The sequence below is a fragment of the Rhodanobacter sp. OK091 genome (assembly GCF_900142825.1).
Lineage (GTDB): Bacteria > Pseudomonadota > Gammaproteobacteria > Xanthomonadales > Rhodanobacteraceae > Rhodanobacter.
On sequence record NZ_FRCH01000002.1, the window covers coordinates 152,256 to 170,916 of the forward strand.

The 18,661-nt window shown below is 63.6% G+C and carries 22 protein-coding genes; 14 read left to right on the plus strand and 8 right to left on the minus strand.

Going from position 1 to position 18,661, the window contains the following annotated elements:
- Positions 1-10 precede the first annotated feature (10 nt).
- Entirely contained in the window at positions 11-790 is a 780-nt protein-coding gene (gene hutG / locus BUA26_RS10245; protein ID WP_072761528.1) for an N-formylglutamate deformylase, read from the plus strand.
- Between the two features lie 527 nt (positions 791-1,317).
- Here the strand turns inward: hutG and BUA26_RS10255 are convergent.
- Genes BUA26_RS10255 through asnS form a run of 7 tightly spaced genes read right to left on the minus strand, consistent with a single transcriptional unit; the run spans position 1,318 to position 7,366 of the window.
- Positions 1,318-1,746 (minus strand): RidA family protein, encoded by a 429-nt coding sequence (locus tag BUA26_RS10255; RefSeq protein WP_072760470.1) that lies wholly within the window; start codon positions 1,744-1,746, stop codon positions 1,318-1,320.
- A complete protein-coding gene (gene can / locus BUA26_RS10260; protein ID WP_072760471.1) occupies positions 1,743-2,414 on the minus strand; it encodes a carbonate dehydratase in 672 nt (223 codons plus the stop codon). The genes BUA26_RS10255 and can overlap by 4 nt, the downstream gene beginning before the upstream one ends.
- A 53-nt stretch (positions 2,415-2,467) precedes the next feature.
- Complete coding sequence (locus BUA26_RS10265) at positions 2,468-3,934, minus strand: aldehyde dehydrogenase (RefSeq protein WP_083572974.1); 1,467 nt, start codon at positions 3,932-3,934, stop codon at positions 2,468-2,470.
- 58 nt (positions 3,935-3,992) lie between these two features.
- Complete coding sequence (locus BUA26_RS10270) at positions 3,993-4,784, minus strand: SDR family oxidoreductase (protein ID WP_072760472.1); 792 nt, start codon at positions 4,782-4,784, stop codon at positions 3,993-3,995.
- Positions 4,785-4,806: 22 nt separating this feature from the next.
- Positions 4,807-5,121, minus strand: a complete 315-nt coding sequence (locus BUA26_RS10275) for a hypothetical protein (protein WP_072760473.1) — start codon at positions 5,119-5,121, stop codon at positions 4,807-4,809.
- A complete protein-coding gene (locus BUA26_RS10280; RefSeq protein ID WP_072760474.1) occupies positions 5,118-5,951 on the minus strand; it encodes a MalM family protein in 834 nt (277 codons plus the stop codon). The genes BUA26_RS10275 and BUA26_RS10280 overlap by 4 nt, the downstream gene beginning before the upstream one ends.
- 14 nt (positions 5,952-5,965) lie before the next feature.
- Entirely contained in the window at positions 5,966-7,366 is a 1,401-nt protein-coding gene (asnS, locus tag BUA26_RS10285; protein ID WP_072760475.1) for an asparagine--tRNA ligase, read from the minus strand.
- Positions 7,367-7,527: 161 nt separating this feature from the next.
- On the opposite strand from asnS, the gene BUA26_RS10290 reads away from it, so the two are divergent.
- From BUA26_RS10290 to radA, 7 genes are all read left to right on the plus strand, one after another.
- Positions 7,528-7,854, plus strand: a complete 327-nt coding sequence (locus BUA26_RS10290; RefSeq protein ID WP_072760476.1) for a HesB/IscA family protein — start codon at positions 7,528-7,530, stop codon at positions 7,852-7,854.
- A gap of 174 nt (positions 7,855-8,028) precedes the next feature.
- Positions 8,029-8,463 carry a 30S ribosomal protein S6 gene (rpsF, locus tag BUA26_RS10295; protein WP_072760477.1) on the plus strand — a complete coding sequence of 145 codons (435 nt, stop codon included), beginning with the start codon at positions 8,029-8,031 and terminating at the stop codon, positions 8,461-8,463.
- A gap of 15 nt (positions 8,464-8,478) precedes the next feature.
- Positions 8,479-8,709 carry a 30S ribosomal protein S18 gene (gene rpsR, locus BUA26_RS10300; protein WP_007081973.1) on the plus strand — a complete coding sequence of 77 codons (231 nt, stop codon included), beginning with the start codon at positions 8,479-8,481 and terminating at the stop codon, positions 8,707-8,709.
- Between the two features lie 150 nt (positions 8,710-8,859).
- Positions 8,860-9,309 (plus strand): 50S ribosomal protein L9, encoded by a 450-nt coding sequence (gene rplI, locus BUA26_RS10305; protein WP_072760478.1) that lies wholly within the window; start codon positions 8,860-8,862, stop codon positions 9,307-9,309.
- Between the two features lie 229 nt (positions 9,310-9,538).
- Entirely contained in the window at positions 9,539-10,933 is a 1,395-nt protein-coding gene (locus BUA26_RS10310; RefSeq protein WP_072760480.1) for a replicative DNA helicase, read from the plus strand.
- 19 nt (positions 10,934-10,952) lie between these two features.
- Entirely contained in the window at positions 10,953-12,041 is a 1,089-nt protein-coding gene (gene alr / locus BUA26_RS10315) for an alanine racemase (protein WP_072760482.1), read from the plus strand.
- A gap of 110 nt (positions 12,042-12,151) precedes the next feature.
- Positions 12,152-13,537 (plus strand): DNA repair protein RadA, encoded by a 1,386-nt coding sequence (radA, locus tag BUA26_RS10320; RefSeq protein WP_072760484.1) that lies wholly within the window; start codon positions 12,152-12,154, stop codon positions 13,535-13,537.
- A gap of 25 nt (positions 13,538-13,562) precedes the next feature.
- Here radA and ccsA read toward each other — a convergent pair whose 3' ends face one another.
- A complete protein-coding gene (gene ccsA / locus BUA26_RS10325) occupies positions 13,563-14,363 on the minus strand; it encodes a cytochrome C assembly family protein (RefSeq protein WP_072760486.1) in 801 nt (266 codons plus the stop codon).
- A gap of 116 nt (positions 14,364-14,479) precedes the next feature.
- Between ccsA and BUA26_RS10330 the strand changes: the two genes are divergently transcribed.
- The 6 genes from BUA26_RS10330 to trmD all read left to right on the plus strand — a co-directional run bounded on the left by BUA26_RS10330 (position 14,480) and on the right by trmD (position 18,624).
- A complete protein-coding gene (locus tag BUA26_RS10330; RefSeq protein WP_072760488.1) occupies positions 14,480-14,782 on the plus strand; it encodes an autorepressor SdpR family transcription factor in 303 nt (100 codons plus the stop codon).
- Positions 14,782-15,423 (plus strand): SdpI family protein, encoded by a 642-nt coding sequence (locus tag BUA26_RS10335; protein WP_072760490.1) that lies wholly within the window; start codon positions 14,782-14,784, stop codon positions 15,421-15,423. The genes BUA26_RS10330 and BUA26_RS10335 overlap by 1 nt, the downstream gene beginning before the upstream one ends.
- A 114-nt stretch (positions 15,424-15,537) precedes the next feature.
- Positions 15,538-16,920, plus strand: coding sequence for a signal recognition particle protein (ffh, locus tag BUA26_RS10340; protein WP_072761531.1), 1,383 nt, complete (start codon positions 15,538-15,540; stop codon positions 16,918-16,920).
- A gap of 123 nt (positions 16,921-17,043) precedes the next feature.
- Positions 17,044-17,298 carry a 30S ribosomal protein S16 gene (gene rpsP / locus BUA26_RS10345; RefSeq protein WP_072760492.1) on the plus strand — a complete coding sequence of 85 codons (255 nt, stop codon included), beginning with the start codon at positions 17,044-17,046 and terminating at the stop codon, positions 17,296-17,298.
- A gap of 2 nt (positions 17,299-17,300) precedes the next feature.
- Complete coding sequence (gene rimM, locus BUA26_RS10350) at positions 17,301-17,816, plus strand: ribosome maturation factor RimM (protein WP_072760493.1); 516 nt, start codon at positions 17,301-17,303, stop codon at positions 17,814-17,816.
- 34 nt (positions 17,817-17,850) lie between these two features.
- Complete coding sequence (trmD, locus tag BUA26_RS10355; RefSeq protein ID WP_072760495.1) at positions 17,851-18,624, plus strand: tRNA (guanosine(37)-N1)-methyltransferase TrmD; 774 nt, start codon at positions 17,851-17,853, stop codon at positions 18,622-18,624.
- Positions 18,625-18,661: the final 37 nt, after the last annotated feature.

Here is an 18,661-nt window from a genome sequence, read left to right on the forward strand (position 1 = left end):
AATGCTGCGCATGACTAACTTCACCTTGCAGCGCGGCCGCGTGCCGCTGTTGATCAGCTTGCCGCACGACGGCAGCTTCATTCCCGACGAGATCGCCGCGCGGATGCATCCGGCGGCGCGCCGTGCGCCGGATACCGACTGGCATGTGGGGCGGTTGTACGAGCCGCTGGCGCAGGCGCTGGGTGCCAGCGTGCTGAAGCCATTGGCGTCGCGTTACGTGATCGACCTCAACCGGCCCACCGATGGCCATGCGCTCTATCCTGGGCAGCGCGAAACGGGTCTGGTACCGACGATCGGGTTCGACGGCGATCCGCTGTATCAGGACGGTCGCGAGCCGGACAGCGCTGAAGTTCAACAGCGGATAAACGAATTCTGGCTGCCTTACCATCAGGCATTGTCACAAGAACTTGCGAGGCTGTGCGGCGAACATGGCCGAGCAGTATTGTGGGAGGGCCATTCCATCCGCAGCCGTGTACCCATGCTGTTTGAAGGCCGATTGCCGGATTTCAACCTCGGCACAGCGGCCGGAGCGAGCTGCAGCGGCGGAATGCAGGCGCAGTTGCAAGCCTGCCTGGAATCGCAATCACGCTTCAGTTACGCCGTCAACGGCCGCTTCAAAGGTGGTTACATCACCCGTCATTACGGCGATCCCGATACCCGTGTGCAGGCAGTGCAGCTGGAGCTGGTGCAGCTCAACTACATGGACGAAGCGAGCTTCGAATACGACACGGACAAGGCGCCGGCGGTGCAGGAATTGATCGGCCGGATGCTGCAGGTTTGTCTGAAATGAACGCAAGTTATTGCGTGTTCAGGCGTGCTTGAACGAAAGTCAAGATCCTGCGTGCCCGGTACATAGGCGATCAGGTACCTCATTCAGCTTTGGTAACCCGTTTTCGCTGCATTGTCGGCTCGTCGCGCCACCCGTGTTGCCGGGTTCCGGCCGGGCTCGCGATACCCAATTTCCGAGGCTCAACATCATGATGCGTAAACTTCTGATTGCTTCCTTGCTTGTGGCGGGCGTTGCGCTTTCCGGTTCTGTATTGGCCCAGACGGCTGCTCCGAAGTCTGCTACCACCGAGCAGTCTGCTCCCGCTGCAGCGGCTGCTCCGGCGGCTGAGCCTGCTTCGGCATCGACCTCCGCGGCCCCCAAGGCTCACACCAAGAAGCATCACAAGCACCACAAGGCTGCTGCCGCTCCGGCAGCAGCCAGCACGGCTGGCTGATAGTCGGCCGGATGATGGTGTGAATCGAAACCCTGCCGGTGCAGGCCGGCGGGGTTTTCATGCGTGGCGCGGCACAGTCCGCAGTGTGGAGCGTTCAGCGCGCGGACGATGGCAATACCGCGATGCATTTCAGCTCGATCGCGATCGGGGTTGGCAGGGCGCTGATGCCTAGCGTGGTACGGCACGCATCCACGCCGGCGAAGTACTCCGCGTACAGCCGGTTGTAGGTGGCGAAGTCGCGCTGCATGTCGGTCAGAAACACGGTGACGTCGACCAGATCGGTCCATGCGGCACTGCTGGCTTCCAGTACGGCGCGCACGTTGGCAAACACCTGCCGGCACTGCGCCTCGATGTCGTAGTCGATCAGTCGGCCGTCTGCATCGTGCACGTTGCCGGGGATCGTATTGCTGCCGGGCTGGCGTGGGCCGACGCCGGACAGAAACAGCAGATCGCCGACACGCCGCGCATGCGGATAGGCGCCGACGGGTGCGGGTGCCTTGTCGGTGCGGATAATGCCGCTCATCGCTGCAGCGCGGCCGGCAGTTGCATCAGTCGCTGCAAGGCATTTTCGTACGCCGGCTGCAGCGCGGCGCGCGAGTCGACGTGCATGTTCAGGTCGTTCATATGGCCATTGTCGAGGCTGTAGCACCACGCGTGCACGGAGAGCTTCTGGCCGCGTTCCCACGCATCCATCACCATCGTGGTGCGGCAGGTATTGGTCACCTGTTCGATGGCATTGAGTTCACACAGCCGCGCGTTGCGCAGCGCCATCACATCCAGCGTGGCGAGCATCGAGGAGTGTTTCTCCGCCACGTCGCCGACATGTCGCAGCCAGTTGTCGACCAGGCCGAGCCGGCGCTCGTCCAGCACCGCCTGGATGCCGCCGCAGCCGTAATGACCGACGATGATGATGTGCTCGACCTTGAGGATGTCCACCGCAAACTGGATCGTGCTGAGGCAGTTGAGGTCGCTGTGTGCAACCACGTTGGCCACGTTGCGCTGCACGAAGATCTCGCCCGGTGGCAGATCGACGATCTGGGTCGCCGGCACGCGTGAGTCGGAACAGCCGATCCACAGATACTTCGGTGATTGCTGCTTCGCCAGATACTCGAAGAAGTGCGGATCTTCCGCGTGTCTGGCGGCGGACCAGCGGCGGTTGCCGTCTAGCAGGTCTTGCAGGGGGCTGGTCAAGTTAAGGTACTCATCTGTGGCTTGCGTCGCGGGTTTGATCAAAAAAGGTTTGATTAATAGCGGATGCAGATGTTTTTCGACTCGGTGAAGAAGTGCAGTGCATCTTCGCCACCTTCGCGGCCGAGCCCTGACTGCTTCGCGCCGCCGAACGGCGTGCGCAAGTCACGCAATAGCCAGCAATTGATCCACACGATGCCGAACTCGAGCTGGCCCGCGAACCGGTGGGCGCGGGAGAGATCCTGCGTCCACAGCGAGGCGGCGAGACCATACTTGCTGTCGTTGGCGATCGCCAGCGCCTCGGCGTCGTCCTCGAACGGTATCAGGCTGACCACCGGGCCGAAGATTTCCTGCTGGTTGGTCTGCGCCGCAGACGGCAGGCCTTCGATCACCGTCGGCGCGATGAACCAGCCATCGGCGCAGCGGCCGGACATGCGGATCGACTCGCCGCCGCACAATATGCGACCGCCGTCGGCGCGGGCGTGTTCGATGCAGCCGAGCACCTTGTCGTAATGCGCCTGGGAAACCATCGCGCCGAGGTCGCTGTCCGCATCGTCCGGGTCGCCAACGCGCAGCGCCTGCACCCGCGCAAGATAACGTTCGCGGAAGGTCTCGTAGATCGAACGCTGCACCAGTAGGCGTGAGCCGCACAGGCAGATCTCGCCCTGGTTGGCGAAGCCCGAGCGCACGATGGTGTCCAGATGCGCCTCGGAAAGATCGGCATCGGCAAACACGATGGCCGGATTCTTGCCGCCCATTTCCAGCGACACTTTCTTGAACTGTGGCGCGGCCGACTGGGCGATTTGCGCGCCGGTGGTTGTGCTGCCGGTGAAGGAGATCGCCCGCACCGCCGGATGCTCCACGATCGCCTGGCCGACGCTGGGCCCGCGGCCCAGCACGATGTTCAGCACACCGGGCGGAAATCCGGCTTCGATGCTCAGCTCGCCGAGCAGCGCAGCGGTGCAGGGGGTGACTTCGGACGGCTTGGCTACCACCGTATTGCCGGCGGCCAGCGCGGGCGCGATTTTCCAGGTGAACAGGTATAGCGGCAGATTCCACGGGCTGATGCAGCCGACTACGCCGAGAGGCTGGCGCAAGGTGTAATTGATCGCGCCGGTACCGGCGGTGCCGGTTTCCATGGCGTGCGACTCGCTGCCCCAGCTCATGATCGCCGCCGCAAAATAGCGCAGGTTGCTGATCGCACGCGGGATGTCGAGCCGGCGCGCGAGGCTCAACGGCTTGCCGTTGTCGCGCGATTCCAGCGCCGCGAATTCTTCGAGCCGCGCTTCGATCAAGTCGGCCAATCGCTGCAACAGATGCGCACGTTGTTCAATCGGAGTGTTCGCCCAACCGGCGAAGGCTCGGCTGGCGGCAACGACAGCGGCATCGACGTCGACCGAGCCGGAATCCGGGCAATGCGCGAACACCATGGCGGTAGCCGGCTCATGCACATCCAGCCATGCATCTTGGTGTGGCGCCTGCAGGCGGCCGTCGATCAGATTGGCTAGGCGCACGGTAGGCATCTGCGCAAGCTTAAAACCAGCGTGCCGCAAATGCACCGGACGCCGGCGTATGCCCGGCTCAACTCAAGGCACGCGTGCGGCCGCCATCTACCGCGATGCTGACGCCATTGACGTAAGCGGCAGCGGGTGTGCACAGGAATGCGATCACTGCCGCGATTTCGCTGGCTTCGCCGAAGCGATGGGCCGGGATCGTGGCGATCAGATCCTTTGCGACCTCGTCTTCGGTTTGACCGCTGGCTGCAGCTTTCGCGGCCAGCAATCCATCGAGACGGCTGGTTCGGGTATAGCCGGGCAACACGTTGTTGACCGTGATGCCGTCGGCGGCCAGCTCGCCGGACAGTGTTTTGGCCCAGCCGGCGACGGCGGCGCGCACGGTGTTGGAAACGCCGAGCCCGACAATCGGCTCTTTCACCGACGTGGAGATCACGTTGACGATGCGGCCGTAGCCGCTGGCGCGCATGCCTGGCAGCAGTGCTTGCAGCAACGTCTGACCGGCCAGCAAGTGCTGGCGGAATGCGGTTTCGAACGCAGTCGGCGTAGCGGCATGTGCGGGGCCGCCTGGCGGTCCACCGCTGTTGTTGATCAGGATATGCACCGCTTCGTTGGCGGCGATCTCGCTGGCGGTCGCCTGCAGACTGGCAGTGTCCAGCATGTCGACGCTGCGCCAGTCGTGTCGCTGCCCGGGATGTCCGCCCGGCAGGCTTTTGGCGACGGTCTTGAGTGCATCCGCCGAACGCGCCAGCAAGGTGACGCTGGCACCCAGTTCGGCCAGTTCGATCGCACTGGCACGACCGATACCTTGCGAGGCGCCGCAGACCAAGGCATGCCGTCCACTCAGATCCAGTTGCATGCGGGCTCTCCGTTCGGTTTTGTCAGTGCAGCAGCAGGCGCATCGCCAGCGCCGCGAACCAGCACAGCCAGCCCAGCCACGGGCTGAAACGCCAGACCTGGCGCCAGCGGTCGATGGCGGTGTCGTCCAGCGCCGGCAGTGCCGGAGAGCGAAGCACGTGTTGCATGCGGATCCAGGTTCGGAACGCCGAAGTCTTGCCGTTTTCCGGTTCGGCGATGATCTGCCAGTGCTGGGGATAGCGTTTGCGCAGCAAGGCGGCAAGCCGGTACTGGGCCAGATACGACAGCAGGAGCAAGCCGACGCCGCCGATCAGCAGGGCCAGATACAAGATGATCATGGCGAGCTGGCGTGGTTGGTCTTGCTGCCGCTGTTGTTGCTGCTATTGATCCAGGGCAGCGGCAGCGCGGTACGCAAGGTGTTGAGTACGCCGTCGCCCTTTTCCGCCTTCTTGCAGATCGCGTTGTCGATGGTTTTTTTGTAGGTCTTGTTCATCATGCCGACCCACAACGAGCCATCCGGACCGTGCGGGATGCTGAAGCTGCCGGTGGGGTTCATTTTCAGCGTCGCCGTGGTGGTGGTGATGGATGCGGGCGACTGTTCCCAATAGGTCTTGCCCGACTGCTGGTCGGCGGAGCTGTAGACCAGAAGATAGCGTGCCTGCGGTTCGTCGACACTGACGCTGCCGAAGGCGCCGGTGGTCTCGTCGCTCCAGCCCATGTGCTCGCACAGGCCGATGTCCACCGAGCGGATCGGCTGGAAGCCTTCATCCAGCAGCACGACCGTAGGCGCGAATAGATAGCTGGCATGCAGCCAGCGGCCATTCAATTCGGATTTCATGGCTACCTGGTACGGCAGCTTCACGTCGGCCGGCAGACGGAAAGCGAGGAAGTAACTGTGCGTGCCGTTGAGGTTGGCGACCATGCTGCTGCTGCCCAAAGTGAATTTTTCGGGCTGCCACGGCAGCATGCTGCGATAGGAAAAGTCGGCGAAGCTGCTGCAGCACGGCGTGGCCTGCAACAGCTGCTGCTGAGCCAGCTTCAGCGCATCACCGGTGTTTTCCGAAGGTGGCCGCAGATTGGGCGGGATCAGCACCTTGGCGGTGTGACAGCCAGCCAGCAGAGCGGCGAGAACCAGGGCGGCAACGGTGGCGGGGAAGCGATGCGGCATGACGGGCAAGATACTCAGAATTCGGCCGTGCCGGCCGCGCGTGGGTAGGGGATGGCGTCGCGAATATTGGCCAGACCGCAGATATAGACCAGCAGGCGCTCGAAGCCAAGGCCGAAACCGGCATGCGGCACCGTGCCATAGCGGCGCAGGTCACGGTACCAGCCATAGGTGGCAGGATCGAGACCGAACTGGATCATGCGGCGGTCGAGGTAGTCCAGCCGCTCCTCGCGCTGGCTGCCGCCGATGATCTCGCCGATGCCGGGCGCCAGCACATCCATCGCCGCTACAGTCTTTTCGTCATCGTTCAAGCGCATGTAGAACGCCTTGATCGCCTCGGGGTAGTTCATTACGACAACCGGACGGCCGATATGTTTCTCGGCCAGGTAACGTTCGTGCTCGGTCTGCAGGTCGATGCCCCAGGCGACCGGGTACTCGAATTTCTGGCCGCAGTTCTTCAGGATATCGATCGCGTCGGTGTAGTCGATGCGTTCGAACGGCTTGGCGATGAAGGCCTCCATCCGGCTGATCGCATCCGGCTGCACGCGTTCGGCGAAGAACGCCATGTCGTCGGCGCGCTCGTCCAGCACCGCCTTGAAGATCGCCTTCAGGAACGCCTCGGCGCAATCGGCATCCGCGGTGAGGTCGGCGAACGCGATCTCCGGCTCGACCATCCAGAATTCGGCCAGGTGGCGCGGCGTGTTGGAATTTTCGGCACGAAAGGTCGGGCCGAAGGTGTAGACCTTGCTCATCGCCAGGCAATACGCCTCGACATTGAGCTGGCCGGACACGGTGAGGAACGCCTCGCGGCCGAAGAAATCCTTGCGGAAATCGATCTTGCCGTCAGGCAGGCGCGGCAGGTTGGCCAGGTCCAGCGTGGACAGCCGGAACATGTCGCCGGCGCCTTCGGCATCGGAGGTGGTGATGATCGGGGTGTTGATCCAGAAGAAGCCCTGTTCAGTGAGATGGCGATGGATCGCCGTCATCATGGTGTGGCGCACGCGGGTGACCGCGCCGAACAGGTTGGTGCGCGGGCGCAGGTGCGCGACTTCGCGCAGGAACTCCATGGTGTGCGGCTTGGGCTGGATCGGGTAGGTCAGCGGGTCGTCGACGAAGCCGGTGACCTCGACCGACTCGGCCTGCACTTCGAAGCGCTGGCCCTTGCCTTGCGAGGGCACCAGGGTGCCGGTGACGATCAGGCCGGCGCCGGTGGTCAGGCGCTTGACCTCGCTCTCGTAGTTGGACACCTGGTCGGTGACCACCGCCTGGATCGGATCGAAACAGGAGCCGTCGGTCACGTTCACGAAGGACAGGCCGCCCTTGGACTCGCGGATGGTCCTCACCCAGCCGCGCACGGTCACCGTGCTGCCGGCTTCGAGCTTGCCGGAGAGAGCCTGCTTCACACTGACCACGGCCATCGTTGAAACTCCTGCTGATGCGCCGCATATCGGCGCGTAAGGGATGAATGGCGTGCGCGCGCGGCGCGCAAGGCCAAAACCGGCATGATAATGTAGCCGTTGCCCACGCTGCGACTTTCCGGGCTCCTGCCATGCAGTTTTATCGAGGTTGGACTAGCTCCATGACCATCACCATCACTCCCGCTGCCAACGAACGCATGCGCCATTTTCTGGCAGGCACGCCGACGGCCGCTGGCGTGCGTTTCGGCGTCAAGCGCACCGGCTGTTCCGGGTTTGCGTATGTGGTGGATCTGGCCGAGTCGATCGGCGAGGGCGACCAGGTGGTCGATGTAGACGGGCTGCCTTTGATCGTCAACGACAAGAGCCTGGCGCTGGTCGAAGGCACCGTGATCGACTTTCAGCGCCAGGGCCTCAACGCCAGTTTCGTATTCCACAACCCGAATGCCACCGGCGAATGCGGTTGCGGCGAGAGCTTTACTGTCAGCTGACAGGGCGAGCACCTTGCAGGTCATGATTTTTCAATGACTTGCGCGATCATTCGCCGACACCGTACAATTCCGCTTCTGTCCGCGCCCGTTTGGGTGCCGGCAGGACACTTGCCTCACCGCAACGGCGGGAGGCTGCGAGGCCGCAAGGCCGCATCCACAAGGAGTCAAACCACAATGACCCTGCGTCATTACGAAGTTGTGTTCATGGTCCATCCTGACCAGAGCGAGCAGGTTCCGGCCATGCTCGAGCGCTACAAGGCGCTGATCGAGACCGACGGCGGCAAGATCCACCGCCTGGAAGATTGGGGCCGTCGTCAGCTGGCTTATCCGATCGTGAACCTGGCCAAGGCACATTACGTGCTGCTCAATATCGAAGTGAGCCAGAACGCGCTGAACGAGCTGGAGTCGGGTTTCCGCTTCAACGATGCCGTGCTGCGCCATCTGGTCGTGCGTCGCGACGAGGCCGATACCGAGCCGTCTTTCATCCTGAAGTCGAAGGAAAAGGACGATGCCAAGTCCACCCGTCGCCGCGATGACGACGATGGCGAAGGCGAGGGCCGCCCGCGTGGGCGTGACCGCGACGACAACGATCGCGACAGCGACGACTGATTAGGAATCCAGACCATGTCCAAGTTTTTCCGCCGCCGCAAGTTCTGCCGCTTCACCGCCGAAGACGTGAAGGAAATCGACTACAAGGATCTCAACACCTTGCGTCAGTACGTCACCGAGAACGGCAAGATCGTGCCGAGCCGCATCACCGGTACCAAAGCGCGCTATCAGCGTCAGCTGGCCACCGCGATCAAGCGCGCACGCTTCCTCTCGCTGCTGCCGTACACCGACAACCACGACGTCTGATCAAAAACCGGGAATCGGAATACGGAAATCGGGAATCGCAGGGGCGTTTGGCCTCAGCGGTCCCCGATTCGCGATTTCCAGTTCTCTGTCCTTCGGACAGCCACACCTGGCTGCGTCGGGCTCCACCGGCGCTAACGAAAAGGAACCATCATGGAACTCATTCTTCTGCAGAAAGTCCGCAACCTCGGCACGCTCGGTGACAAGGTCACCGTGAAGCCGGGTTACGGCCGCAATTTCCTCCTGCCGCAGGGCAAGGCCGTGCGCGTCAATGCCGCCAATCTGGCCGCATTCGAGCAGCGTCGCGCCGAGTACGAAGCGAAAGCCAGCACCATGCTGACCGATGCTGAAGCCCGCAAGGCCAAACTGGCCGACGCTTCGGTGACGATCTCCGCGCATGCCAGTGCGGAAGGCAAGTTGTTCGGTTCGGTCGGCCCGCGCGATATCGCCGAGGCACTGGCCGCAGCCGGTCATACCGTCAACAAGGGTGAAGTGATCCTGGGCGAAGGCCCGCTTCGCAACACCGGCGAGTACGACGTGGTGGTGAGCCTGCACGCCGACGTGCAGACCACGGTCAAGGTGATCGTGGTCGGCGACAAGTAAGCGGACACTCCGTCATCCATTGACGGAACAAACGGGCGCCTCATGGCGCCCTTTTGTTTTTTTACGCTCCCGGCGACCGGGCGGCTTTATACCCGGCAAAACACAGCTTATCCACAGAGTTATTGTCTCGACGGGTGAGACGACGTCGCGCATGATGATGCAGGTGTGACTACCTGGATTGTCAGCGCATCGCCTGCTGGTCGTGGAGCCATTTTCTTGAGGTAAGTCGATGTCCTTCGTGCCCGAACGCAAACCCTCATCGCCGGCCATCGAGGCGCTGCGCATCCCGCCGCATTCCATCGATGCCGAACAAGCGGTCCTTGGCGGCCTGATGCTGGCGCCGGATGCGTTGGACAAGGTGGCCGACCGGCTGGCCGAGCAGGACTTCTATCGCAAGGATCATCGCCTGATCTGGCGAGCGATCAATGAGCTGGCCAACAAGGGCATGCCGTGCGACGCGGTGACCCTGGGCGACTGGTTCGAGAGCAACGGTCTGGCCGAGATGGTCGGTGGCGCAGGTTACCTGATCGAGCTGGCCAACAGCACGCCCAGCGCCGCCAACATTGCGGCCTATGCCGAAATCGTGCGCGAGAAGTCGGTGATGCGTCAGCTGATCGACGCCGGCACCTCGATCACCGAGGACGGCTACCGGCCCGACGGCAAGAGCGTGCAGGAGGTGCTGGAAAGCGCCGAGCAGCGCGTGTTCCACATCGCCGAATCCGGAGCGCGTGGCAAGAAGGATTCCGTGTCGATGCGCGAGGCGGTGAAGGATGCGTTCCGCCTGCTCACCGAGCGTTACGAGAATCGCGGCCAGCTTACCGGTGTCAGCACCGGCTTCAACGATCTGGACAGCCTCACCTCCGGCCTGCAGCCGTCGGATCTGATCATCGTGGCGGCGCGTCCGTCGATGGGCAAGACGGCGTTTGCGCTGAACATCGCCGAGACCGCCGCGTTGGGCGGCAGGAAGGCGGTGGTGGTGTTTTCGATGGAAATGTCCTCCTCGCAGCTGGCATTCCGCCTGATCTCCTCGGTCGGCCGCATCCACCAGCAACACCTGCGCAACGGCACGCTGGAAGAGGAAGACTGGCCGCGTGTCTCCAACGCCATTGCGCTGCTGTCCGACGCCAAGATCTTCATCGATGACACGCCCAGCCTGTCGCCGGTGGAGATGCGTTCGCGGGCGCGCCGCCTGCACCGCGAGCACGGTGGCCTGGGCTTGATCGTGATCGACTATCTCCAGCTGATGCAGGTGCCCGGCAACAAGGAGAATCGCGCCACCGAAATTTCAGAAATTTCGCGTTCACTCAAAGGCCTCGCCAAGGAGTTGAACGTGCCGGTGATCGCCCTGTCGCAGTTGAATCGCTCGTTGGAGCAGCGCGCCGACAAGCGTCCGATGATGTCCGACCTGCGCGAGTCCGGCGCGATCGAGCAGGACGCCGACGTGATCATGTTCATCTACCGCGACGAGTACTACAACAAGGAATCGGCCGACAAGGGCATCGCCGAAATCATCATCGGCAAGCAGCGCAACGGTCCCACCGATACCTGCAAGCTGACCTTCCTCGGTCACTACACCAAGTTCGTGAACTACGCGCCGGATTCGTTCGTCGGGTCGTTCGACTGATCCCGGACTCCTGTCTGCCATGAGCCGCACCACCGTCGCCACCATCCATCTCGGCGCATTGCGCCACAACCTGGCGCGGCTGAAGGCGCTGGCTGCGCCGGCGAAAGTGATGGCGGTGGTCAAGGCTGATGCCTACGGCCACGGACTGGAGCGGGTTGCCCGCGCGCTGAACGGCGAAGCCGAGGCGTTCGCCGTGGCAGCGCTCGGCGACGGCCAGCGGCTGCGCGCGGCGGGGCACCAGCAGCGCATCGTGGTGCTGTCCGGCCCCGACAACGCCCGCGATATCGCCGAAATGCAGCGACTGCAGCTGGACGCGGCGATCCACCATGAGGCACAACTGCAGTGGCTGACGCAGGCCGAGCCGGCGCGCGGAAGGTTGCGCGTCTGGCTGAAAATCGACAGTGGCATGCATCGGCTCGGCTTCGCGCCGGAGCGCGTGGCCGACGTGCATGCGCGACTCGCCGCGATGCCCGGCATCGATCCCGAGATCGGCCTGCTCACCCACTTCTCCGAATCCGAAATGTTCGACGGCCAGCAGACGCCGGCGCAGATCGCCTGCTTCAATGAGGCGACCAGGATGTTCAAGGGGCCGCGCTCGCTGTCCAATTCCGCCGCGGTGCTCGGTTGGCCCGACGCGCGCGGCGACTGGGTGCGCACTGGCGGCCTGCTGTACGGCTTGTCGGTGGTCGACGGCAAGACTGGCGCCGATTTCGGCTTTCGTCCCGCGATGACGCTGAGCACGCGCCTGATCGCGATCAACCCGATCAAACGCGGTGAACGCATCGGCTACAACGGCACCTGGAAGTGTCCCGAAGACATGCCGGTCGGCGTCGCTGCCGTCGGTTACGGCGACGGCTATCCGCGCAGCGCGATGGCCGGCACACCGGTGCTAGTCGGCGATCAGCGCGTGCCGCTGATCGGCCGCGTCTCGATGGACCTGATCACCCTGGACCTGCGCGAGGCGCCGGCCGCGAAAATCGGTGACCGCGTGCTGTTATGGGGAGTGGAGCTACCGGTCGAACTGATCGCCGCGCAATCCGGCACGATCTCCTACGATCTCACCTGCGGCATGACGCGCCGGGTGCTGTTCGTCGAAGACGAAGATTGATAGACAAGGCGTGGAAGACGAAAGCTGACAGCATTCTGAGTGGGCGCGTCTCGCCGTATGCGATGGCCGCAGGCTAAGCTCAGCGTCATCGTATCCAGCAGGGAACCCGCATGGCCAAAGCCAAGACCGCCTACGTCTGCACCGAGTGCGGCGCCGAGCACAACAAGTGGCAAGGGCAGTGCGTCGAATGCGGGGTGTGGAATACCTTGAGCGCCATCGTGCTGACGCCGGCGGCGACCGCCGCGTCGTCCGTGGGCGCGCAGCGTTCCAGCTACGCGGGCAACGCGGCCGGTGTGGCGCGCATCACGCCGCTGACCGAAGTGGCGTTGACCACCGAGGCGCGCACGTTGACCGGCATCGGCGAGCTGGACCGGGTACTCGGCGGTGGACTGGTTCAGGGTTCGGTGGTGCTGATCGGCGGCGATCCCGGCATCGGCAAGTCGACCTTGCTGCTGCAGATGCTGGGCACACTGGGTGCGCACCTGCCCAGTGTGTATGTCACCGGCGAGGAGTCGCTGTCGCAGGTGGCGTCGCGAGCGCAGCGGCTGGGCTTGCCGCTGGAGCCGCTGCAGGCGCTGGCGGAGACCTGCATCGAGCGCATTCTCGAACAGGCGGTGGCGTCGCGGCCGCGCGTGCTGGTGATCGATTCGATCCAGACGATATGGACCGAGTTGCTCGCCGCGGCGCCGGGCTCGGTGAGCCAGGTGCGCGAATCCGCCGCCAAGCTCACCCGTTTCGCGAAGGAAACCGGCACCTCGGTATTCCTGGTCGGCCACGTCACCAAGGAGGGTGGCATCGCCGGTCCGCGCGTGCTCGAGCACATGGTCGATGCCGTGCTGTATTTCGAGGGCGAATCCGGTAGCCGTTTCCGCATCCTTCGTGCGTTCAAGAACCGCTTCGGCGCAGTGAACGAACTAGGTGTGTTCGCGATGTCCGACAAAGGTCTGCGCGAGGTGCCGAATCCGTCGGCGATCTTCCTGTCCTCGCACAATGGCCCGACCTCGGGCAGCGCGGTGATGGTGACGCGCGAAGGCACCCGGCCGCTGCTGGTCGAAGTGCAGGCCCTGGTGGATCAGTCTTCATTGGGCAATCCGCGCCGCGTCACGCTGGGACTGGAACAGAATCGGCTGGCCATGCTGCTGGCCGTGCTGCATCGGCACGGCGGCGTGGCGGCGTACGACCAGGATGTGTTCGTCAATGTGGTCGGCGGCATTCGCGTGCAGGAGACGGCGGTCGATCTTCCGGTGCTGCTGGCCGTATTGTCGTCGTTGCGCGACCGGCCCTTGCCGGAACACACCGTCGCGTTCGGCGAGGTCGGTCTGTCCGGCGAGATCCGTCCGGTGCCGAACGGCGAGGAGCGTCTGAAGGAGGCTGCACATCATGGCTTTCGCCGCGCGATCGTGCCGAAGGCGAATGGGCCGAAGAAGGGCAGAGTCGGCGAGATGGAAGTGATCGGTGTGGAGCGGCTGGCGGAAGCGATCGACGCCTGTCGCTGAGTTCTTCGAGAGCGACCTGGCGCGATCAGGTCAGCGGGCGATGCAGGATCAACTCCAGCACGAACTTCGAGCCGAAGAAGGCCAGCACCAGGGCGGCCATTCCGAGCAGCGTGAGGTTGACCGCGCGCTGGCCGCGCCAGCCGCGGCGCCAGCGGCCGTAGAGCAGAACGCCGAATACCAGCCATGCCACGATCGACAGTATCGTCTTGTGCGCCAGATGCTGGCCGAACAGGTTGTCGACGAACAGCGCACCGGTGAGCAAGGTCAGCGTCAACAATAGGAAGCCCGCACTGATCAGGCGGAACAGCAGGGTCTCGGTCAGCGTCAGCGGCGGCCAGGCACGCAGCCACGGACCGAACTGGCGATGGCGCAAGGCGCGTTCCTGCACGGCGAGTAGAATCGCCAGTGCGGTCGCGATCGACAGCACGCTGAACGCAATCAGCGCCACGGTGACATGCAGCTTGATGTGCCAGTCCATAGTGAGTGGCAGCGTTGGCGGCGCCAGGAAGCTGTCTACCGCGATCAGCAAGGCCGTCAGCGGAAATACGATGACGCCGAGTGCGGCGACCGGACGCGAGAGGTTCACCAGCAAGGTCAGCGCCGATACCACGAAGGCGACCAGCGACAGCGCGGCGAAGAAGTGCAGATCCAGCGCGCCACGGTGCATGCCCAGGAGGATGCCGGCGTGGATCAGTACGGCGCTGCCGGCCAGGCATAGCGCCAGCCGGTTCAGCGGCTGGCCGCCGCTCAGCAGTGGCCGGGCCAGTCCACCCGCGGCGGCGAGGTAAAGCACGATGGCGAGCAGGGCGAGGACGTGAATGACCATAGCCACGAAGTGTCGCACACGGTTCCGGAAGAGTGCAGTGAAGACAACGGAAACGGGTTTGCAACATTTAGATAATTGTCTAATTATCTTCGCATGCCCTAGCGACGATCCATTCGATGAAGCAGCAGGAAGTCTTCAGAGCCATGGCCGATCCGACCCGCCGCGCCATCCTCAAGCGGCTGCAAGGCGGGGCGTTGAGTGCCGGCGAGATCGGTGCGCTGTTCGACATGACCGCCGCTTCCCTGTCTCACCATTTTGCCGTGCTCAAGAAGGCTGATCTGGTGCGTACCGAGCGGCGCGGCCGGTACATTGTCTATTCGCTCAATAACTCCGTGTTCGAGGATCTGGCGCGGATGGTGTTCGACCTGTTTCCGCTCAAGGAAAATCCACCCAGGGGGAGTTCCGGAGGTAAACGCTGATGTTCACCCGCACCTCCATTGTGTCGGCTGTGTTCTTTCTGATCGCGGTGGCGGCCGCGGTGTGGTTGTACTCGCAGATGCCGGCGCGGGTGCCGGTGCAATGGGACCGGCTGAGTCATGTCAGCCACACCGTGCCGCGCTTCTGGGGCGCGGCATCTCCCGCGCTGATGATTCTGGTGCTGGGCGTACTCACGCACTTGCTGCCGCTGATCTTGCCGCGCTTGTTCAATAACGCGCTGTTTGCGCAGGTCTACGACATCGTGATGCTGGCGAGCCAGGGTGGGATGTTGGCGGCAGGCCTCTCCGTGCTCTTGGTCGATGCCGGTTATCCGTTGCCGCTGCCGACCATCACGATGCTGGCGGTAGGCGTGTTGCTGATGGTGCTGGGGAACTACCTGGGCAGGCTGCGCAAGAATTTCTTCATCGGCTTTCGTACGCCGTGGACGCTGGCCGGCGACGCGGTATGGGAACGCACGCACCGGCTGGGTGGCTGGCTGTTCATGCTGGCTGGCCTGACGATGGTGATCGGCGCGCTGATCGGTGCGCCGGCCTGGCTCGTTCCGGCCGGGATCGTGGCGGCCGCGCTGATTCCCTGCGTGTATTCGTTCTGGACCTATCGCCGGCTGGACAAGGTTGGCTGATCCCGTCGGGCGCACCGGCGCGGCCGTTGAATGAGCCTTTCCTGAGGCGGCTGGCCGGTCTGGTATATCCGGTCTGGTATATTTAGCGGCTAGCCCCAAGTCGTGTCGTCGATCATGTTCGAGTCGCTCAGCCAACGCCTTTCTATTACCGTCAATCGTCTGCGCGGCCGCGGCCGGCTGACCGAAGAGAACATCCGCGAATCGTTGCGCGAGGTGCGCATTGCGTTGCTGGAGGCGGATGTTGCCTTGCCGGTAGTGCAGGCGCTGATCCAGCGCATCAAGGTGCGTGCGGTCGGCCAGGATGTGCTGAAGAGTCTGTCGCCGGGCCAGGCGCTGATCAAGGTGGTCAGCGATGAGCTGACCACGGTGATGGGTACCGCCAACACCGAACTGAATCTGGCCCAGCAGCCGCCGGCCGTGGTGCTGATGGCCGGTCTGCAAGGTGCAGGCAAGACCACCACGGTGGCCAAGCTGGCGCGGCTGCTGACCGAGCGCAAGAAGAAAAAGGTGATGGTGGTCAGCTGCGACGTCTATCGTCCGGCAGCGATCGAGCAACTGCGTACCCTGGCCGAGCAGGTCGGCGTGAAGTTCTTCCCGTCCGAGGCTGGCCAGGACCCGGTCGCCATCGCCAAGGCCGCGGTCGCGGCAGCCCGTAGGGAAGTGATCGACGTGCTGATCGTCGACACCGCCGGTCGCCTGCACGTGGACGAGGCGATGATGGCCGAAATCAAGGCGTTGCACGCCGCGGTCACGCCGATCGAGACGCTGTTCGTGGTGGACTCGATGACCGGCCAGGATGCGGCCAACACCGCCAAGGCGTTCAGCGAAGCCCTGCCGCTGACCGGCGTGATCCTGACCAAGACCGATGGCGATGCCCGTGGCGGTGCGGCGCTGTCGGTGCGTTATGTGACCGGCCGGCCGATCAAGTTTCTCGGCGCCGGCGAGAAGACCGACGCACTGGAGCCGTTCCACCCGGATCGCCTCGCACAGCGCATCCTCGGCATGGGCGACGTGCTGTCGCTGGTCGAGGAGGTCGAACGCAAGGTCGACCAGGAGAAGGCGCAAAAACTTGCCCAGAAAGTGATGAAGGGCAAGCGCTTCGACCTGAACGACATGAAGGATCAGCTGGAGCAGATGAGCAATATGGGCGGACTGGCCGGCTTGATGGACAAGCTGCCTGGCGTGTCTAACCTGCCGGACAGCGTCAAGTCCAAGGTCGACGACGGCGAGATGAAGCGGATGGTGGCCATCATCAGTTCGATGACCAAGAAGGAACGCCGCCACCCCGATCTGTTGAACGGCTCGCGCCGCGCCCGCGTGGCGCGCGGCTCAGGCACCCAGCCGGCCGACGTCAACCGCCTGCTCAAGCAATACATGCAGATGGAAAAGATGATGTCCAAGCTGTCCAAGGGCGGCAGCAAGGGCCTGATGCGGCAAATGCGGGGTGCCATGAAGGGCATGGGCGGCATGGGCGGCGGGCTTCCGCCGATGCGCTGAGGGCGAGGAACTCACTTCTCGCCCTCAGGCCTTCCCTTTTCCCCGTTTTCCATTAAAATGCCCCGTTTACCGCGCACGTCTCTCGTGTGCCTGCCGCTGATTCGGCAATTCTGGAGTTTTACCATGGTCAAGATTCGTCTTTCGCGCGGTGGCGCCAAGGGCCGCCCGTTCTACCACGTCGTCGTGACCGATCAGCGCAGCAAGCGCGACGGCCGCAACATCGAGAACGTCGGCTATTACAATCCGGTCGCGTCGGGCAAGGACAAGCGCCTTGAGCTGAACGTCGAGCGCGTCAAGGAGTGGGTGGGCAAAGGCGCTCAGCTGACCGACAAGGTCGCCGCGCTGGTGAAGGAAGCCGGCAAGCTGCAGGCTGCCTGAGTATGACTGCAGCCGGTCGGCGCGTCCTGATCGGGCGCATCGTCGGGTTGTACGGTGTGCAGGGCTGGCTCAAGATCGAATCCTGGGCTGAGCCGCGCATGCGGATCTTCGACTACCAGCCGTGGCTGCTCACCGCAGCGCCAGGTGTGGAGACGCAGATCTCGGGAGCGAAGGGTCGCTCGCAGGGCAAGGGCATGGTGGCCCAGCTGCCTGGCGTAGACGACCGGGAACAGGCAGCGGCGTTGATCGGCCATGACATCTACGTCAGCCGTGAGCAGTTGCCGCCTCCCGCGAAGGATGAGTATTACTGGGTCGACCTCGAGGGACTCGAGGTTGTCACCACGGAAGACGTGAAGCTGGGGCGGGTCAGTCACCTGTTCGCCACCGGTGCCAACGACGTCGTGGTAGTGAGGGACGGCGAGCGCGAGCGGCTGATTCCTTTCATCCAGGGTTCGTATGTGCGTTCAGTGGACTTGTCCGCGGGGCGCATGGTGGTGGACTGGGATCCCGAATTCTGACGTCGCCGGGTTGCGGGGCTTGAGGATCGGGATCATGCGCATCGATGTCGTCAGCCTGTTTCCCGACTTCGTGCTTCAGTGTGCCGCTGTCGGTGTGGTGGGACGCGCGCAGCAACGCGAGTTGTTGCAGGTGGAAACCTGGAATCCGCGCGACTACAGCACCGACAGGCACCGTACCGTCGACAGCAGCTCTTATGGCGGCGGTCCCGGCATGGTGATGATGATCGAGCCGTTGCGCACGACCCTGGCGGCCATGCGTGACGCGGCACCGGAACCGGTGCATCTGATTTATCTCAGTCCGCAGGGAGCGCGGCTGACGCAGGGCAGGGTGGAAGCGCTGGCGAAATTGCCGCGCATCGCGCTGCTCTGTGGACGTTATGAAGGTGTGGACGAGCGTCTGCTGGCGCACGAGGTCGACGAGGAGCTTTCCATCGGCGATTATGTGCTGTCCGGCGGTGAGCTGGCCGCTGCGGTGATCATCGACGCGGTGGGACGCTTGCAGGGCGGTGCGTTGAATCACGCACAGTCGGCCGAGCAGGATTCATTCTCGGATGGTCTGCTGGATTGTCCGCATTATGGAAAACCGGTGCATGATGCGCTGGGTGATGTACCGGAGGTGTTGTTGTCCGGTGACCATGCGGCGATCGCCCGCTGGCGCCTGAAGCAATCGCTGGGACGAACCTGGTTGCGCCGCCCGGACTTGTTGTCGCAGCGTGGGCTGGATGCTGGATCCCGGGCCTTGCTGGATGAATTCCGCCGTGAACATGCTCAGCAGGAGCGGTTGCGGCAAGACGATGCGGCCGAATGACGACCGCAGCATTGATATCGCTAAAGTGAACCGACAG

What these genes read in the sequence shown, in the direction of transcription:
- hutG (WP_072761528.1), top strand. Translation starts at nt 11, where the DNA reads ATGACTAACTTCACCTTGCAGCGCGGCCGCGTGCCGCTGTTGATCAGC.
- BUA26_RS10255 (WP_072760470.1), bottom strand. Translation starts at nt 1,746, where the DNA reads ATGAGCGGCATTATCCGCACCGACAAGGCACCCGCACCCGTCGGCGCC.
- BUA26_RS10265 (WP_083572974.1), bottom strand. Translation starts at nt 3,934, where the DNA reads ATGCCTACCGTGCGCCTAGCCAATCTGATCGACGGCCGCCTGCAGGCG.
- BUA26_RS10270 (WP_072760472.1), bottom strand. Translation starts at nt 4,784, where the DNA reads ATGCAACTGGATCTGAGTGGACGGCATGCCTTGGTCTGCGGCGCCTCG.
- BUA26_RS10275 (WP_072760473.1), bottom strand. Translation starts at nt 5,121, where the DNA reads ATGATCATCTTGTATCTGGCCCTGCTGATCGGCGGCGTCGGCTTGCTC.
- BUA26_RS10280 (WP_072760474.1), bottom strand. Translation starts at nt 5,951, where the DNA reads ATGCCGCATCGCTTCCCCGCCACCGTTGCCGCCCTGGTTCTCGCCGCT.
- asnS (WP_072760475.1), bottom strand. Translation starts at nt 7,366, where the DNA reads ATGGCCGTGGTCAGTGTGAAGCAGGCTCTCTCCGGCAAGCTCGAAGCC.
- BUA26_RS10290 (WP_072760476.1), top strand. Translation starts at nt 7,528, where the DNA reads ATGACCATCACCATCACTCCCGCTGCCAACGAACGCATGCGCCATTTT.
- rpsF (WP_072760477.1), top strand. Translation starts at nt 8,029, where the DNA reads ATGACCCTGCGTCATTACGAAGTTGTGTTCATGGTCCATCCTGACCAG.
- rpsR (WP_007081973.1), top strand. Translation starts at nt 8,479, where the DNA reads ATGTCCAAGTTTTTCCGCCGCCGCAAGTTCTGCCGCTTCACCGCCGAA.
- rplI (WP_072760478.1), top strand. Translation starts at nt 8,860, where the DNA reads ATGGAACTCATTCTTCTGCAGAAAGTCCGCAACCTCGGCACGCTCGGT.
- BUA26_RS10310 (WP_072760480.1), top strand. Translation starts at nt 9,539, where the DNA reads ATGTCCTTCGTGCCCGAACGCAAACCCTCATCGCCGGCCATCGAGGCG.
- alr (WP_072760482.1), top strand. Translation starts at nt 10,953, where the DNA reads ATGAGCCGCACCACCGTCGCCACCATCCATCTCGGCGCATTGCGCCAC.
- radA (WP_072760484.1), top strand. Translation starts at nt 12,152, where the DNA reads ATGGCCAAAGCCAAGACCGCCTACGTCTGCACCGAGTGCGGCGCCGAG.
- ccsA (WP_072760486.1), bottom strand. Translation starts at nt 14,363, where the DNA reads ATGGTCATTCACGTCCTCGCCCTGCTCGCCATCGTGCTTTACCTCGCC.
- BUA26_RS10330 (WP_072760488.1), top strand. Translation starts at nt 14,480, where the DNA reads ATGAAGCAGCAGGAAGTCTTCAGAGCCATGGCCGATCCGACCCGCCGC.
- BUA26_RS10335 (WP_072760490.1), top strand. Translation starts at nt 14,782, where the DNA reads ATGTTCACCCGCACCTCCATTGTGTCGGCTGTGTTCTTTCTGATCGCG.
- ffh (WP_072761531.1), top strand. Translation starts at nt 15,538, where the DNA reads ATGTTCGAGTCGCTCAGCCAACGCCTTTCTATTACCGTCAATCGTCTG.
- rpsP (WP_072760492.1), top strand. Translation starts at nt 17,044, where the DNA reads ATGGTCAAGATTCGTCTTTCGCGCGGTGGCGCCAAGGGCCGCCCGTTC.
- rimM (WP_072760493.1), top strand. Translation starts at nt 17,301, where the DNA reads ATGACTGCAGCCGGTCGGCGCGTCCTGATCGGGCGCATCGTCGGGTTG.
- trmD (WP_072760495.1), top strand. Translation starts at nt 17,851, where the DNA reads ATGCGCATCGATGTCGTCAGCCTGTTTCCCGACTTCGTGCTTCAGTGT.